We start from the raw sequence: 15,487 nt of genomic DNA, 5'->3' as shown, positions 1-15,487 counted from the left end.
CAAACGGCGCGAAAAAGACCCTTGAGATAGAGCGCCTCGAAGAAAACGCACGAACAAAATCCACGACGTTCATCCCGACCAATTCACACGACTATCGGAACGACGATGACACTCGCGCGAGTAACCGAGACGGCGCAGGGCGGCGTTTACCGTGTTCTCGCTCATCGAGCGACCGTTGGTCCGGGCGCCGGGGAAGACGAAACGCTTCTCGCCGGTTGCTGCATGGAGCTCGCGCAAGATATCGAGCGCCTGTCTCGAGAGCGGAACGATGTGCTGTTCGCGTGCCTTCATGCGTTTGGCGGGGATGCGCCACTCCGCGCCGTCGAGCTCGAATTCGCTCCACTCCGCCTTGCGCAGCTCACCTGGTCGCACGAACAGGAGCGGGGCAAGTCCCAGGGCGCACTTGGTGATGAGTGCCCCGTTGTAGCCCTCGATCGCGCGCATCAGCTCGCCCACGCGCTTGGGCTCGGTGATCGAAGCGTGGTGCCGCTCCTTCACCGGCGTCAGAGCACCGCGTAGATCGCCGCAGGGATCTCGAACTGCACGACCGGTGGCGACCGCGTAGCGAAACACCCGGCCGCAGTTCTGCAACGCGCGATGCGAAGTCTCGATGGCGCCGCGGGATTCGATTCGCCGGAGGATGGCGAGGAGCTCCGGCGCGGTGATCTCGCCGATCGGGCGCTTGCCGATCCAGGGGAATACGTCGCGCTCCAGCCGCCGGATGATCTTGTCGGCGTGGCCGGGCGCCCAAGCCTGGGAATACTTTTCATACCACTCGCGAGCCACCACCTCGAACGCGTTTTCGGTGCTCGCGACGACCGCAGACTTTTGCGCCTTGCGATGCTCACTCGGATCAATGCCGTTTGCGAGCTGCTTGCGCGCCTCGTCACGTCGGTCGCGTGCATCCTTGAGGGACACCTCGGGGTAGGTGCCGAGCGACAGTTGCTTCTCCTTACCGAGATAGCGGTACTTCAGTCGCCACCATCGCGATCCGTTCGGATTGACGAGTAGGAACATGCCGCCGCCATCAAAAAGCTTGAGCGGCTTCTCGGTAGCGCGCGCGTTCTTGATGGCTGTAGCGGTCAGCGGCACGGCGGGGGCAACAGCTCTTGAGGGTAGTCGTTTCAGACCGAGTTGCCCCCAAAGTTATCCCCGCACTCGCCCGGCTGTCAAGAGATGCTCACAGCCCTCTCGGACTATACCGCTATGACTTCACTTAATTTTTTGGATTACTGCGGAACTGCCTGGACACTGCTGGAAGGGGTTCTGGTGGCCAAGGGCGGAATCGAACCACCGACACAAGGATTTTCAGTCCTCTGCTCTACCAACTGAGCTACTTGGCCTTCCGGTGTTGCAACAGCTATTTCAAATCCTCTGCTTTGTCGCGCACACCTGGCCAGGCTTGCTCGGCAGGCACGCTTAACGACGCGGCGCGCCGAAACAGCAGGCGCGCCGGGAACGCCGGATTATACGGAAAAAAACTCGAGATCGCCCATTGAGCCGTGACCCGGTCGCCCATTGAGCCGTGACCCGGTCGCCCATTGAGCCGTGACCCTATGGATTTAGACGCCCGCACGCCAAGGGCACGAGATTCGCACCGCCGTGACACGCACGCCGGATCGGTGGGATGGCTCGCGAGCTTGCCGCGACGTGCGTCTCTGGTCGCCGGGTGTCCCCGGCCGTCATCCAAGGAGAAAGCCATGACCGTCGCGCGAATCACCGAAATCAGCAGCGTCAGCACGAAGAGCTTCGAAGACGCCATCATCCAGGGTGTCGAGCGCGCCAACAAGACGCTGAAGAACCTCAAGGGCGCCTGGGTGAAGGATCAGGAAGTGAACATCGACAACGGCAAGATCAGCGGCTACAAGGTAATCCTCAAGGTTACGTTCGTTCTGACCGATTGATCACGCGACATCGGCGGCATGCGCGCGGCGCTCACCGGGGCCGCTTCGCCGACTTGGGGCTGCTGCCTCGATCGGTGCCGCTCGGCACGTTTCAACAACCCGGCAAGTTTCCCCGCAAGACCGGGCTTTGACGGGGCGCCCCGGCGCGGATGCCTGCGATGCCGGCATTCGGCGATGTAACCGAGCCGCTCGCCGCAGAAGCGATCGCCTGCGGTTGCAATCCTGGTCAAGGGGCGATCGGCGGCGACCCGGTCTGCGCGCGTTTCCTTGCGATCGACCGATGGGCGCTTTACAGTCCCCATTCGGTCCACGGAGGAAGCGCCATGCCCGCAATCAACTATCTGCCCGATATTCTCGAAACCCCCGAGGCGCAACAGCTCGCCACCGGCTTCATATTCACGGAAGGCCCGCTGTGGCATCCCGACGGTTTCTACTATTTTGTCGACATCCGCACCAACAGTCTCTACCGCCTCACGCCGGGCAAGTCGGCCGAGCTCGTGACCAAGACCCAGGGCGGCAACGGCACGACGTTCGACTTGCAAGGGCGCCTGGTCATCTGCGAAGGCGAGGGCCGCCGGGTCTCGCGCCTGGGTGCCGATGGCAAACTCGAGCCGATCGTCGAGCGCTTTCAGGGCGGGCGCTTCAATCGTCCCAATGATGTGGTATGCCGTTCCGACGGCAGCCTCTTCTTCACCGACCCGGACAAGCGGGTCGCCTATGGCGAACGCGAGATCCCGCCGCCGGCGGGCGTCGACAACCTGTGGGACGGCGCCCGCGTGTACCGCATCTCGCCCGCCGGCGAGCCGAGCGTCGTCGCCCATTGCGAGTATCCGAACGGCCTCGCGTTCTCGCCCGACGAGCGTACCCTGTATGTTGCCAACACCCGCTCGACCAAGTATTTGCACGCGATCGATGTCGATGCGGAAGGCAAGATGACGGGGCGGCGCATCTTCGCCGACATGAACCTCGGCTCGCAGCCGGGCATTCCGGACGGGATGAAGGTCGACAGCCAGGGCAACGTCTACTGCACCGGGCCCGGCGGGATCTGGGTGATCTCCCCGCGCGGAGAGCGCATCGGCACCATCGCCTTTCCCGAACAAGCGGTCAATTTCACGTTCGGCGGCGACGACTTGCGAACGCTCTTCTGCTGCGCGCACACGTCGGTCTACACCCTGCGCGTCCGGATTCCCGGCAACCCGCATCCCTGGTACCGGCTGCGTAAACGCTGATCGGTCCGGACGGTTGCGGCGGGCGAGGGCACGCGACTCCCGCGCGGATCGCCCGCCATCCGGCCGGTGCATCGACGCGGCCCGTGCCCCTTGCGATGGGGAGAGTTCCTTTGCAGCACCCTGGTCGCGTGGTAGCGTTCCCGTGTTGTCAACCGAGAATCCTGTCCACCGATGAGCGGCCGAGCGCGTTACATGGTCGTGCTACCCGGGCGTGGATGCAAACGAGGTAAAGAAATCCCGGCGGCCTTACGTTAATTCCGCATGTCCCGCTACAAGCTAACTCGCGAGAGCATTCTCGACGGCAGTCTGCGCGCCGCCTCCCAGGCGTTGCTGGGGGTCAACGCGCGCTACCTGAGCGACGAGGAACGCGCACGCCAGATCGAGCAGGCGCTCGTCTCGGCACCTGATCCCGATGCCATCTGGGTATTCGGTTACGGGTCGCTCATGTGGAACCCGGCATTCCACTTCGCCGAGCGCAGAACCGCCCGCATCCACGGCTATCACCGCCAGTTCTGTCTTTGGGCGCGCGCCGGGCGCGGCAGCCCCGAGCGGCCCGGTCTCATGCTCGGCATCGAACCGGGCGGAAGCTGCAACGGCGTGATCTACCGGATTGCGCCTGGGCTGGTGAAAAGCGAGCTGGATGTGCTGTGGCGGCGCGAGATGAACTCGGCTGCCTATCGGCCCGAATGGGTCGCCGCGCGCACTCGCGAGCGGACGGTGCACGCCATCACGTTCGCTGTGAACCGGTCGCACGAACGCTATATCGGAGATCTCGACCTGGTCTCGACCGCGCGCTACCTGGCGCAAGGCGCCGGCCCCCTGGGGCTGTGCTGCGACTATCTGTTCGAAACCGTTACGCACCTGCGCGAACTGGGCGTGCGCGATCGGCACCTGGAAGTTCTGGAAGCGCACGTCCGGATGCATTGCGGGCGTGGTGAAGCGGCGGTGCAAGCGGCGGGCGAACGGTCTTGCGCATGATGATGGCGTCGAACGCGCGGTAGCGGCCCGCAGGAGCGAGGCTCACGAGGCGACGGTATCCGGGGCCCCGGCGGTCATCGCGGTCAGGATGGCGTCTTTCATTGCAGCGCGCGCCGCCTCGGTCGTGGCTTCGCCAGGACATGCTTCCAGGGCGATGAACGCAGGCGGCTGGAACACGAGGATGCGCTCGCCGAGCGTCAAGGCCTCGTCGATCGAATGGGTGATGAAGATGCTGGTCTTGCGGTTCTCGCGCACCAGGCGCACGAACTCGGCGCGCAGCTTCGCGCCCGTCAGCTCGTCGAGCGCGGAGAAGGGTTCGTCGCAAAGCAGGATCTCCGCATTGACCGCGAATGCGCGTGCGATGGATACCCGCTGGCGCATGCCGCCCGAGAGCGCATGCGGATAGGCATCCTCGTAGCCTTCGAGCCCGAGGCGGCGCAGCCAGTCGCGCGCGACGGCGAGCCGCTCGCGTTCTTCTCGATGGTTGAGCTCGAGCCCGTAGGAGACGTTATGCAGTGCCGTGCGCCAGGGAAGCAGGCGGTCGGACTGGAATACGACCGCGATCTTGCCGCGGAACCAGTCGAAGTCGTGGAAGGGATCGCGCTCGTACACGCGAACGCCGCCGGAGGTGGGCTCGAGCAGCCCGGTGAGGAGGTTGAACATGGTCGACTTGCCGCAGCCGGTGCGTCCGACGACCGCGATCACTTCTCCCGACGCGACCTCGAACGACAGGTCCTTGACGGCGTAGGCGGGCAGCTCGCGGCCGGCCTTGTCGGTAAAGCGCTTGCAGACGTTGTCGAAGCGGATGATCGGTTCGGTCATCGCACGCTCACAATCCGCGCTCGGACTGCGCGCGGTAGCGCAGCAGCCGGTTCTCGATCAGCGTGATGATTTGCTGCGTGCCGAGCACGAAGAGCACCAGCAGCAGCGTCCAGGCGAGCGCCCCGGCCAAGTCGAACAGTTGTTGCATCTGCAGCAGCTGATAGCCCACGCCACCGGTCGCGCCGACCAGTTCGGCGACCACCACGACGCGCGACCCGTTGCCGATGTTCACCTTCCAGGCGGTCAGGATGCCGGGCACTACGGTGGGCAGCACGACGGTGCGGAACATGTCGTAACGGCTTGGCCGGAAGGACAGCGCCATTTCGTGCAGATCCTTCGAGATCGAGCGATATGCGTCGAGCACCTGGAAGGTGAAGGCTGGAACCGTGGTGGCCACGATGATGAACCAGATGCGGAATTCGATCGTCTTGAACCAGATGATCGAAATCACGACCCAGGACAGCGCCGGGATCCCCTGGTTGAAATGCAGGATGGGGAAAAGATAGTCGTTGGCTTTGCGCGACTTCGCCATCGCCACGGCGAACAGGGTGCCGAACAGGAACGCACCGGCGAGACCCGCAAGAATGCGCAGCGCCGTCGCGCCTGCATTGCCGACCAGTTCCCACGAGCCGAAGATCTTGGCGAGCGCGGCGCCGATCGCCGGCAGCGGCGGGAACAGGTAAGGGGGAAAGAACAGCGAAGCGATCTGCCAGGCGATCGCGAGGCCCAGCATGGCGAACAGCGCCTCACGGCGCACGGTCAGGTGCCGCAGCATCGTATGAAATCTACTTCAGCGGTGAGCCGTAGATCGCGCCCGCTTCCGGCATCTTGTCGAGATACTTGGTGGAAACGCCCGCGCGGAATACGGCTTCGATTTCCTTACGAATCTCGGCCGCGCCGGCCACGTTTATGCCGAGCCGGTCGTTGTTCTCGATCAGCGCCTGGATGGCCGCCTGGTCCGCGCTGCTCGCTTTCGGCAGGATCAGTGCCGCGGCCTTGGCCGGGTTCTTGCGTGTCCACTCGGCGGCCGCCTTGTAGGCGGAATAGAGCGGCTGCACGAGATGCGCGTTCTGCTTCACCCACGCTTCCTGCGCAGCCACGCCCAGTGTCGGAATCGAATCGCCGCCCGCGAACTCGCGCCATTGCCGGCGGATGTCCAGGTCGAGCGTGCGAACCGTAGGCTTCTTCGCCAGCAACTGCGTGTAGCCCGGCTCCCACAATTGCACGGCATCGGCGCGCTCGGCCATGGCGTAGCTCATGAGCCCGGGTGGTGCGGTATTGACCACGTTCGCCTTGCTCATGTCGAGCCCCTGGCGGCGCGCGAACCAGTCGATCATCGCGAAGTTGGTCGTCACGCGCGCCGCGGCGATCTGCTTGCCGGCGAGGTCCTTCACCGTCTTGACGTCGTTGTTGGACGTCACCAGCGCGCCCCAGAAATCGAACAGGTTGAAAAGATACGTGACCGGCACGCCGCGATTGCGCGCAACGGCGATGGTGAGCGTGGCGGCGCTGCCACCCACCTGGAACTCGCCGGAATTGAACTGGGTGACATAGGCATCCGGCGGACGCTGGACGAACGTGATGTCGAGCCCGTTGGCGGCGTCGAACTTGTTGGCCTTGATGATCGGCGGCAGGAACGCGCCGAGAGAGGGCGGCACGAAGATCGCGATCGTGATCTTGGCCGGTGTCGCCTGCGCCTGCGCGCCGATCGGAAGCAGCGCGCACAGCAGGACGATACAACTGCATACGAACTTGGCGTTCATGCTTCTCCTCCTGGGTGGGCGGTCAGCCACTCGAAGTTGTTCGCTTCCTTTCACTTGCAGTGCGCGCATCGGCATGCAGGCCGATGCCGTTCGGCCGGCGCGGACTCTGGTCCGCTGTTTCCCGGCCGCGCCTCCCGGCCCATCTCCCAGGGAAGGAGGCAGTCTTGTGTGCCCACTGACAGCAGAAACCGAACCGCAGAACCGGATTGCGGCTCCTCACGAGTTCACGGCGTCCGCTGCAGTTGCGCGCCGGCATCCCGAATCGCACGCCAGATGCGCTCCGGCGTGGCCGGCATCTCCACATGGCGCACGCCGAATTCGGACAGTGCATCGACGACCGCGTTGACGACCACGGCGAGCGCGGGCGTGGTGCCGCCTTCGCCGGCCGGGCGCAGTCCGAGCGGATGCGTCGTCGACGGCACTTCGCTGATGTGCGTTACGAAGGAGGGGAACTGATCGGCGCGCGGCATGGTGTAGTCCATGAAGGAGCCTGCCAGCAGCTGGCCGTCTTCCGGATCGTAGTAGCAGTGCTCGTACAGCGCCTGGCCCGCGCCCTGCACGATGCCGCCGTGCGTCTGGCCGTGAACGATCATGGGGTTGACCGCGCGCCCGGCATCGTCGACGGCGGCATAGCGCACGATCGCGACGCTGCCGAGCTGCGGATCGATCTCCACTTCGCACACGTGCGCGCCGTAGGGAAAGCTCGCCTCCTTCACCGTCTCGTCGGAAAACGCCGCGAGCGGTCCACGCAAGTCGTCGGGCAGGTCATCCAGGCGCTCGGCCGCGGCCGCGACATCGAACAGCCCGACGGTGCGTCCGCTGTCGGCAATCGTGAAGCGTCCGGCTTCGAACACCACCCGGCTGGGATCGCTTTCGAGCAGGCGCGCGGCGATGCGCTTGCCCTTGTCGACGATCTGGCGTGAGGCATTGAACACGACGATGCTGACGAGTCGCATGCCCCGGCCCGAGTGCGTGCCGCCGCCGACTTTCACGATGTCGGTGTCGCCGGCGATGATGTCGACTTGCTCCAGCGCCACGCCGAGCCATTCGGTAACGAGCTGGGCGAAGCTGGTCTCGTGGCCTTGGCCGTTGGAGACCGTGCCGACCACGACCGAGACCCGTCCTTCGGGATGCACGGTGATCTCGGCGCGTTCTCTCGGCACGCCGGTCGCGGTATCGACATAGTTCGCCACGCCGATTCCGCGCACCTTGCCGCGCCGGCGCGCTTCCTCGCGTCGGGCCGGGAAGCCCGCCCAGTCGCCCAGCTCGAGCGCTTTCGCCATCACCCCGTGGTAGTCGCCGCTGTCGTACACCATGCCGAAGGGGTTGGTATACGGCAGCTCGGCTTGCGTCAGCAGGTTGCGGCGGCGCAGCTCGATGCGATCGAAGCCGCATTCGCGCGCGGCCAGGTCGATGAGGCGCTCCATCACGTACATCACCTCGGGCCGGCCGGCGCTGCGGTATGGGCGCGTGGGTGAAGTGTTGCTGAGCACCGCCCGGGCGCGAAAGAATGCGCACGGCACCCGGTAGATGCTCGTCATGATCTCGATGCCCTTCTGCAGCGGCGAGAAGTTGGTCGGATGCCCGCCGGCGTTGCCGATGTTGGAACCGCGGATGGCGAGGAAGCTTCCTTGGGCGTCGAGCGCGAGCTCGGCCTCCACCGCGAGGTCCCGCGCCTGGTAGTCGGCGAGGAAGGCCTCGTGCCGTTCGCAGGTCCATTTGACCGGACGCCCGACCCGCCGCGCCGCCCATGCCACCACGCAGAATTCGGGATAGATCATCCCACGGGTGCCGAAGTTGCCGCCGATGTCGCGCATCACCGCCCGCACCTGGGTGGCCGGCACGTTCAGCACCGTGGCGAGATCGTCCTTCAGGCGCACCGCACCGCCGCTGCCGGCATGCAGGGTGTAACGCTGGGCGGCGGCATCGTACTCGGCCACCGCGGCGCGCGGCTCCATCGTCACGCCGGTCACGCGATTGATCCGCGTCTCGAATCGAACCACGTGTGCGGCGCACGCGAACGCCGCTTCGGTGGCCTCGCGTTGGCCGGCGTCGGCATCCAGGCAGACGTTCGATCCGGCTTCGTCCCAGACACGGGGCGCATCGGGCTGCGCTGCCGCGACGGTGTCGATTACGGCGGGCAGCACCTCGTAGTCGACCGCGACTTGTTCAGCGCCGTCCTTGGCGATCGCCACGCTCTCCGCAATCACCACCGCAAGCGCTTCGCCGACGAAGCGCACCTTGTCGGCTGCGAGCGGATAATGCGGCGCGGTGAATATCGGCGTGCCATCGCGGTTCGTCAGCCGGATCTCGGCCGGGTGCATCGACAGCGGATGATGCGGCAACGGATTGAGTCGGTCGGCATGCAGGTCCTGTCCGGTCAGCACCGCAGTCACGCCCTGAATTGCGAGCGCCGCGCTGGTGTCGATCGCCCGGATGCGCGCGTGCGCGTGCGGCGAGCGTACGAATATCGCGAACAGCTGTCCGGGGAGGTTCAGGTCATCGCTGAACGAGCCTTTGCCCGTGAGCAGGCGCTCGTCTTCCTTGCGGCGGACCGGTTGTCCGATGCGGGTGCTATCGAGCTCTACCGATTTCATGACCGCTCGTCCCTCCCTTGCAGGGCGCGCATCGGCATGCAGGCCGATGCTGTTCGGCCGGCGCGGACCATGGTCCGCGAATTCCCGGCCTTACCCCCCAGCCCCTCTCCCGGGGGGAGAGGGGAGCGTCGTGTCCGTATTGAACTGTCGTCCAATACGGAAGAGGAGAAATCGCGACTTCGTCCATTCGCGTTCCAGGTTGGTCGCGAGAGCGCGCATGCAAAAGCGAATTCAGCATACCATAGGGCATCGCACGTACACGCGATGCTCGGGGGCAGGGCCGGGGCATGTGGGCTCCTGGTCTTCATCGTCCCTGCGGCGGAGCTTGCGCCCGAGTGGTGCTTGCGCCCGAATGGTTTCACCGCGGGCGGGGCTCGCAGGATGCAAGGGCGTCCTGAATTTCCGCGTGCTCGAAAGTGACTTGGAGCAGCCCTGATGCAGCAGCCGATTCCGGCGGTGATCCTGCTGAGCGGAGGGCTCGACTCCGCCACCGTGCTCGCGCTGGCGCTGCGCGACGGCTACGCCTGCCATGCATTGAGTTTCCGCTACGGGCAGCGACACGCGATCGAGCTGGATCGCGCCGCCACCATCGCGCAGCAGCTGGGCGCGGTGCGGCATGTCGTCCTCGACATCGATCTGCGCCGCTTCGGCGGCTCGGCGCTCACCGCCGACATTCCGGTGCCGAAGCAGCGCTCCGCCGAGGCGATCGGACACGGCATTCCGGCGACCTACGTACCGGCGCGCAATACCGTGTTCCTGAGCCTCGCGCTGGCGTGGGCCGAGACGCTCGCCGCCGCCGACATCTTCATCGGCGTCAACGCGCTCGATTACTCCGGCTATCCGGACTGCCGGCCGGAGTTCATCGCGGCTTTCGAGCTCATGGCCAACCTCGCAACCCGGGCCGGCATCGAGGGCGAGCGGCGGCTGCGCATCCATACGCCGCTCATCCACATGAGCAAGGCCGACATCATCCGCAAGGGCGCCGAGCTTGGCGTCGACTACGCCCTCACGTTGAGTTGCTACGATCCCGCGCCGAGCGGGGCGCCATGCCGCGCGTGCGATGCCTGCCTGCTGCGGGCAAAAGGCTTCGCCGAAGCCGGCATGGAAGACCCTGCGGTGATGCGATCGGGAATCTGAGCGCCTTTTGAGCGTTCGCGAAGTAACCCCCTTGTATGTTTTGTCCCATGGGGTCTGGTTGTCTTCCCTCTCCCTCCGGGAGAGGGATCGAGGGGTGAGGCCGGGAATTCGCGGACCATGGTCCGCGCCGGCCGAACGGCATCGGCCTGCATGCCGATGCGCGCACTGCAAGTGAGGGAAATTATGCGTCATGCGCACGATTTCCCTCACCCCCAGCCCCTCTCCCGGGGGGAGAGGGGAGCTTCGTGTGCCCGCCAGCTCTTGTCGTGCATCATGCCGGCCCGACCGGCGCCGGCGAAACATGCCAGATGTCGCGGCAATACTCGCGGATCGCGCGGTCCGATGAGAAAAAGCCGATGCGTGCCACATTGCATATCGACATCCGCGTCCAGCGCTCGCGGTCGCGGTAAGCCCGATCGACATCGTCCTGGCAGTCGACGTAGGCGCGGTAGTCGGCGAGGAGCATGTAGTCGTCTCGCGCGAGCAGCGAGTCGATCAGCGGCCGGAAGAGCTGCCGGTCCCCGCCGCAAAAATGCCCGCACGCGATGAGATCGATGGCGGCCTTGAGCTCGAGATCGGATTCGTACAGGGCTCCGGGGTCGTAACCGCTCGTGCGCAGCGCATGCACCTCGGCCTCGGTGTGACCGAACAGGAAGAAGTTTTCGGCGCCGACCCGATCGCGAATCTCGACGTTGGCGCCGTCCAGCGTCCCGATGGTGAGCGCTCCGTTCATCGCGAACTTCATGTTGCCGGTTCCGGAGGCTTCCTTGCCTGCAGTCGAGATCTGCTCCGAAAGCTCGGCCGCCGGATAAATGAGCTCGGCCACTTGCACGCGAAAGTTCGGCACGAATACCACCCGCATGCGACCGTTCACGTCCGGATCGCCGTTCACCGTCTGCGCGATCGAAGTGATCAGCTTGATGATGCACTTGGCCATGTAGTAGCCGGGCGCCGCCTTGCCACCGAACACGTACACGCGCGGCACGATGTCGAGCGCCGGGTTGGCCTTCAGGCGCAGATAGCGGGTGACGATGTTGAGCGCGCTCAGATGCTGGCGCTTGTACTCGTGGATACGCTTCACCTGGATGTCGAACAGCCAGGCCGGATCGATCTCGATTCCGCAATGCGTGCGCACGTGGCTCGCCAGGCGCGTCTTGTTGGCTTGCTTGATATCACGCCAGCGGGTCCGAAAGTCGTCGCGCCCGATATGCGCTTCGAGTCCCGCGAGCCTGTCGAGCTGCGTGCTCCAGCCCTCGCCGATGGATTCGGTGATGAGCGCACTCAATCCTGGATTGGCGAGCTGCAGGAAGCGCCGCGGCGTGACGCCGTTGGTCTTGTTGCCGAACTTTTCCGGCCACAGCTCGTAGAACCCATTCAGCACGCTTTCCTGCAGGAGGCGCGTATGCAACGCGGCCACGCCGTTGATGGCATGCGATCCCACGCAGGCGAGATTCGCCATGCGCACGCTCTTGTCGCCCGACTCGTCGATGAGCGACAGGCGCGCGATCCGCGCCTCGTCGCCGGGATAGCGCCGCCGCACCTCGTTCAGGAACCGGTGATTGATCTCGAACACGATCTCGAGGTGGCGCGGCAGCATGCGCCCGAACAACGGCAGCGGCCAGGTTTCCAGGGCTTCGGGCAGCAGCGTGTGATTGGTGTAGCCGAACAGCGCCTGCGTGATGTGCCAGGCCTCGTCCCACGGCAGCAGGTGCTCGTCGACCAACAGGCGCATCGCTTCGGCGATGGCCAGTGCCGGGTGCGTGTCGTTCAATTGCGCGGCGTACTTCTCGTGCAGGCTGTCGACGCCCGTTCCCGGCACCTGCAGGTGGATGCGAATCATGTCCTGCAGTGAGCAGGAGACGAAGAAGTACTGCTGCGAGAGCCGCAGCGCCTTGCCCGCGGCGGCCTGATCGTTCGGATAGAGCACCTTGGAGATGGTCTCGGAGCGCACTTTCGCATCGACCGCGCCGTAGTAATCGCCGACATTGAAGGCCTGGAAGTCGAACGACTCGACCGCTCGCGCGTGCCACAGCCGCAGAAAATTCGCGCCGTCGGTGCGATAGCCGTGAATCGGCGTGTCATAGGCCACGCCGCGCACTTCGCGCTCCGACACCCAGCGCACGCGGTGGCGGCCGTGGTCGTCGGTATACGTCTCGGTATGGCCGCCGAACTTCACTCCGAACGCGATCGTCGGGCGCGCAATCTCCCACGGGTTGCCGTAGCGCAGCCACTTGTCGGTGCACTCCACCTGCCAGCCGTCGCGAATCTCCTGGTCGAAGATGCCGAACTCGTAGCGAATGCCGTAGCCGATCGCCGGCACCTTCAGCGTCGCCATCGATTCCATGTAGCAGGCGGCCAGACGCCCGAGGCCGCCGTTGCCGAGCCCCGGCTCTTCCTCGTGCGCGATCAACGCGTCCAGGTCGATGTCGAGGCTGTGCATCGCCTCGCGAACGGCCTCGGTGATGCCGAGGCTCAGCATGTTCGCCGCCAGATGCGGACCGAGCAGGAACTCCGCGGACAGGTAGCACACAGTGCGCGAGGCGTTGCGCCGGTACGATTCGGCCGCACGCAGCCAGCGCTCCAGCAGGCGGTCGCGCACGGTGTGCGCGAGCGCCTGGTACTGATCGTTCAGGGTCGCGACAAGCGGGAAACGGCCCTGGATGTAGCGCAGGTTGTCCAGGAAATCCTGCTTGATCGCCTCGACGCCGAGGCCGGTGCGGACCGGCTCGGGCGACCGCTCGGATGCACGCATGCTCACTCCTTGGCTAGTGTCCTGCGTCCTCCGGGGTTCGTTGCTGCAACCCCAATCGTGTGCCCCGCGCGAATTTCGGACTCGAGGACACTGAATGCCGCTTGAATTGCGCTGCCACAAGCCGCATCCTGAACGGCCGCTGGCAAGCGCAGATACGTCGAAAGTTCGTCGTCATGTCCGAATACACGTTCGTGTTGAGGCCCGAGTCGTTCTGCATTCGGCGCATTCCGCTCGATTGGCCGCTGGATCCGCGCCGCCTGAACGCCGACTGGTATTCCATCACGCGCAACGCCGAGGAGCTCTCCCTGGTCGTCCCGGAGCATGTCGACATCGACGCCGGTGAATGCGAGCGCGGGTGGTCCTGCCTCACGATCCAGGGCACGCTGGAGTTCGGCATGATCGGCGTGCTCGCCGCCGTTTCCCGAATACTCGCCGAGGCCAACGTCAGCATTTTCGTGGTTTCCACGTACAACACCGACCATTTCCTGGTACGCGCCGAGGATCTCGACACCGCCGTTGCGGCACTGACCCGGGCCGGTCATCGCGTGGCCCGGCCGTAACGGAATGCCGCATCCGCGGCGATCAAACGCTATCGTACCTCCGCTACAGAGGTTTCTACAGAGTCTGACACGCGCGATCCCTCGCTTCCAACCTCTTGTTTGTCCCAATGGCTATGCTTGTCTTCCCTCTCCCTTCGGGAGAGGGATCGAGGGGTGAGGCCGGGAATTCGCGGACCATGGTCCGCGCCGGCCGAACGGCATCGGCCTGCATGCCGATGCGCGCACTGCAAGTGAGGGAAAATAATGTGTCATGCTTAGGACTTCCCTCACCCCCAGCCCCTCTCCCGAAGGGAGAGGGGAGCCTCGAGCGCACGGTGGCTTTGTCAACTGCTTTGCGGACCCTCGACAAGTATTCGCAGAAGCGCGCTCCGCTCGCCTGCTTCTTGCATGATGACGGGCGGATCATCCCTGCCTATGGAACACGCCATCGATCGCGCCGCACGCACGGATGCCGGCGCTGCCTCGCCAGCGGCCGAAGAAAGTGCTTCGGTGCTGCGCGAAATTGCGCCCATGTGGGAATTCGCGCGGCACAGCGGCATTGCGCAGGAGCTGCACGCGCTCGCTCGCCCGCGGCCTGGACGCTCGCTGGCTGCGGCGGCGCTGGACTGGATCGCGATCGCGCTGGCCGCGGCCGCCGTCGTGCGCTACGGCTGGATCGCGCTGCCGCTCGCCCTGCTAATCGTCGGCAACCGCCAGCGCGCGCTCGGAAACCTGCTGCACGACGCATCGCATCGATCGTTCGATGAGCACCGCACGCGGGCTGCATGGCTTGCGAACGTGCTGTTCTGCTGGCCGCTGTGGGTCTCGATGCATCTCTATCGGCGCGAGCACAATCGTCATCACCGTTTCCTCGGCGATCCGCGGCGCGACCCCGATTTCATTCACGACGCCGGCTGCCTGCACCGGGGTTGGGCGTCGGTGTGGTGGGATCAGATCACATCCGGGCGGATGCTGCGCCTGTCCCTGTTCAGTCACCTTCCGCGCATGTCGGGGCGCGCGCTGCTGGGTGTGGCCGGCTGGTGGGGCGCCGTACTGGGGCTCATCGCCTTCGCTTCGGGGCCTGGCAACGCGCTCGTCTGCGCCGGCGTGTGGATCGCGGCGCGCGTGCTGGTATTTCATCCCATCACGACATTTCGCGAGATTTCGGATCACGTCGGTCTCGTTCCGGGGAGCCTCATCGGCTTCAGCCGCAACCATCCGTTCGACGGCATCCTGGCGCAGTTGATCCATCCGCATCACAACGGCTACCACCTGCTGCACCACCTCGTTCCCGGCATGCCGTTCCATGCCCTGCCGCGCGCGCACGTGTTGCTGCTGCGCTGGCCGCCTTATGCGGCGGGCGAGCAGTGCATCTCGTATTTCCTCGGCCCGGGAGCCGCGACCGAATCCTGGGTGCGGCGCTGGTTGCCTTCGCCGAACGCGCGCGGCTAGTGCAGCGCGCGGTACTCCTCGATCACCGCCGCGATCCCGTTCACCGAATCCAGCCGCTGCGGATCGAATTCGACCTCGCCGAAGTCGACCGCAAAGTCGCCTTCGAGGAAGGTCACCAGCTTCACCACCGAGAGCGAATCCAGGCGGCCGACCTTGATCAAGGATTCGCTGTCGGAAAAGGCGCCATGGTCGTCGTGGTCGCGCAGCATGCCGGCAACGAACCCACGAACCTTGTCTAGATCGCTTGCATTCATCGGTCGATCCTGAACGTTTCGAACACAAAAGCGAAGTGCTGTCGCAACTCGACATGCCGC

The 15,487-nt window shown here is 65.2% G+C and carries 13 protein-coding genes and 1 tRNA gene; 6 read left to right on the top strand and 8 right to left on the bottom strand.

Annotation, left to right across the window (positions count from 1 at the left end):
- Positions 1-69: 69 nt before the first annotated feature.
- Complete coding sequence (locus tag GEV05_12180) at positions 70-1,092, bottom strand: DUF4102 domain-containing protein (protein MPZ44140.1); 1,023 nt, start codon at positions 1,090-1,092, stop codon at positions 70-72.
- A gap of 175 nt (positions 1,093-1,267) precedes the next feature.
- Positions 1,268-1,343: transfer RNA gene (locus GEV05_12175), tRNA-Phe, on the bottom strand.
- Positions 1,344-1,700: 357 nt separating this feature from the next.
- Here GEV05_12175 and GEV05_12170 point away from each other — a divergent pair.
- From GEV05_12170 to GEV05_12160, 3 genes are all read left to right on the top strand, one after another.
- Entirely contained in the window at positions 1,701-1,904 is a 204-nt protein-coding gene (locus GEV05_12170; GenBank protein ID MPZ44139.1) for a dodecin domain-containing protein, read from the top strand.
- A 149-nt stretch (positions 1,905-2,053) separates the two neighbouring features.
- Positions 2,054-3,133 (top strand): SMP-30/gluconolactonase/LRE family protein, encoded by a 1,080-nt coding sequence (locus GEV05_12165; protein MPZ44138.1) that lies wholly within the window; start codon positions 2,054-2,056, stop codon positions 3,131-3,133.
- Positions 3,134-3,394: 261 nt separating this feature from the next.
- The gene (locus GEV05_12160) at positions 3,395-4,111 is read left to right on the top strand and encodes a gamma-glutamylcyclotransferase (GenBank protein MPZ44137.1); all 717 of its coding nucleotides are present in this window, start codon (positions 3,395-3,397) and stop codon (positions 4,109-4,111) included.
- Positions 4,112-4,153: 42 nt separating this feature from the next.
- Here GEV05_12160 and GEV05_12155 read toward each other — a convergent pair whose 3' ends face one another.
- From GEV05_12155 to GEV05_12140, 4 genes are all read right to left on the bottom strand, one after another.
- On the bottom strand, positions 4,154-4,933 hold the full coding sequence (locus tag GEV05_12155) for an ATP-binding cassette domain-containing protein (protein ID MPZ44136.1): 780 nt from the start codon (positions 4,931-4,933) through the stop codon (positions 4,154-4,156).
- Positions 4,934-4,940: 7 nt separating this feature from the next.
- On the bottom strand, positions 4,941-5,708 hold the full coding sequence (locus GEV05_12150) for an ABC transporter permease subunit (GenBank protein MPZ44135.1): 768 nt from the start codon (positions 5,706-5,708) through the stop codon (positions 4,941-4,943).
- A 10-nt stretch (positions 5,709-5,718) separates the two neighbouring features.
- The gene (locus GEV05_12145) at positions 5,719-6,771 is read right to left on the bottom strand and encodes a hypothetical protein (protein MPZ44134.1); all 1,053 of its coding nucleotides are present in this window, start codon (positions 6,769-6,771) and stop codon (positions 5,719-5,721) included.
- Positions 6,772-6,920: 149 nt separating this feature from the next.
- Positions 6,921-9,293: a molybdopterin-dependent oxidoreductase gene (locus GEV05_12140; protein MPZ44133.1), complete on the bottom strand. Its 2,373-nt coding sequence runs from the start codon at positions 9,291-9,293 to the stop codon at positions 6,921-6,923.
- A 435-nt stretch (positions 9,294-9,728) separates the two neighbouring features.
- On the opposite strand from GEV05_12140, the gene queC reads away from it, so the two are divergent.
- Positions 9,729-10,430 carry a 7-cyano-7-deazaguanine synthase QueC gene (queC, locus tag GEV05_12135; GenBank protein MPZ44132.1) on the top strand — a complete coding sequence of 234 codons (702 nt, stop codon included), beginning with the start codon at positions 9,729-9,731 and terminating at the stop codon, positions 10,428-10,430.
- Positions 10,431-10,701: 271 nt separating this feature from the next.
- Here the strand turns inward: queC and glgP are convergent, their stop codons facing one another.
- Positions 10,702-13,182 (bottom strand): glycogen/starch/alpha-glucan family phosphorylase, encoded by a 2,481-nt coding sequence (gene glgP, locus GEV05_12130; protein MPZ44131.1) that lies wholly within the window; start codon positions 13,180-13,182, stop codon positions 10,702-10,704.
- Between the two features lie 173 nt (positions 13,183-13,355).
- Between glgP and GEV05_12125 the strand changes: the two genes are divergently transcribed.
- Both GEV05_12125 and GEV05_12120 read left to right on the top strand, forming a co-directional pair.
- A complete protein-coding gene (locus tag GEV05_12125) occupies positions 13,356-13,742 on the top strand; it encodes an ACT domain-containing protein (GenBank protein MPZ44130.1) in 387 nt (128 codons plus the stop codon).
- Between the two features lie 387 nt (positions 13,743-14,129).
- Positions 14,130-15,173, top strand: coding sequence for a fatty acid desaturase (locus tag GEV05_12120; protein ID MPZ44129.1), 1,044 nt, complete (start codon positions 14,130-14,132; stop codon positions 15,171-15,173).
- Here the strand turns inward: GEV05_12120 and GEV05_12115 are convergent.
- Complete coding sequence (locus GEV05_12115; GenBank protein MPZ44128.1) at positions 15,170-15,427, bottom strand: hypothetical protein; 258 nt, start codon at positions 15,425-15,427, stop codon at positions 15,170-15,172. The two genes, GEV05_12120 and GEV05_12115, sit on opposite strands and share 4 nt — an antisense overlap.
- Positions 15,428-15,487 lie beyond the last annotated feature (60 nt).

This window comes from Betaproteobacteria bacterium (genome assembly GCA_009377585.1).
Classification (GTDB): domain Bacteria; phylum Pseudomonadota; class Gammaproteobacteria; order Burkholderiales; family WYBJ01; genus WYBJ01.
Note: the sequence above shows the minus strand (reverse complement) of the source record. Positions and strands in the feature narration are given on the sequence as shown.

Excerpts from the sequence above, each read along its gene's own strand:
- glgP (MPZ44131.1), bottom strand. The coding sequence starts at position 13,182 with ATGCGTGCATCCGAGCGGTCGCCCGAGCCGGTCCGCACCGGCCTCGGC.
- GEV05_12165 (MPZ44138.1), top strand. The coding sequence starts at position 2,054 with ATGCCTGCGATGCCGGCATTCGGCGATGTAACCGAGCCGCTCGCCGCA.
- GEV05_12155 (MPZ44136.1), bottom strand. The coding sequence starts at position 4,933 with ATGACCGAACCGATCATCCGCTTCGACAACGTCTGCAAGCGCTTTACC.
- GEV05_12115 (MPZ44128.1), bottom strand. The coding sequence starts at position 15,427 with ATGAATGCAAGCGATCTAGACAAGGTTCGTGGGTTCGTTGCCGGCATG.
- GEV05_12145 (MPZ44134.1), bottom strand. The coding sequence starts at position 6,771 with ATGCCGATGCGCGCACTGCAAGTGAAAGGAAGCGAACAACTTCGAGTG.
- queC (MPZ44132.1), top strand. The coding sequence starts at position 9,729 with ATGCAGCAGCCGATTCCGGCGGTGATCCTGCTGAGCGGAGGGCTCGAC.
- GEV05_12125 (MPZ44130.1), top strand. The coding sequence starts at position 13,356 with ATGTCCGAATACACGTTCGTGTTGAGGCCCGAGTCGTTCTGCATTCGG.
- GEV05_12160 (MPZ44137.1), top strand. The coding sequence starts at position 3,395 with ATGTCCCGCTACAAGCTAACTCGCGAGAGCATTCTCGACGGCAGTCTG.
- GEV05_12120 (MPZ44129.1), top strand. The coding sequence starts at position 14,130 with ATGATGACGGGCGGATCATCCCTGCCTATGGAACACGCCATCGATCGC.
- GEV05_12150 (MPZ44135.1), bottom strand. The coding sequence starts at position 5,708 with ATGCTGCGGCACCTGACCGTGCGCCGTGAGGCGCTGTTCGCCATGCTG.
- GEV05_12140 (MPZ44133.1), bottom strand. The coding sequence starts at position 9,293 with ATGAAATCGGTAGAGCTCGATAGCACCCGCATCGGACAACCGGTCCGC.
- GEV05_12170 (MPZ44139.1), top strand. The coding sequence starts at position 1,701 with ATGACCGTCGCGCGAATCACCGAAATCAGCAGCGTCAGCACGAAGAGC.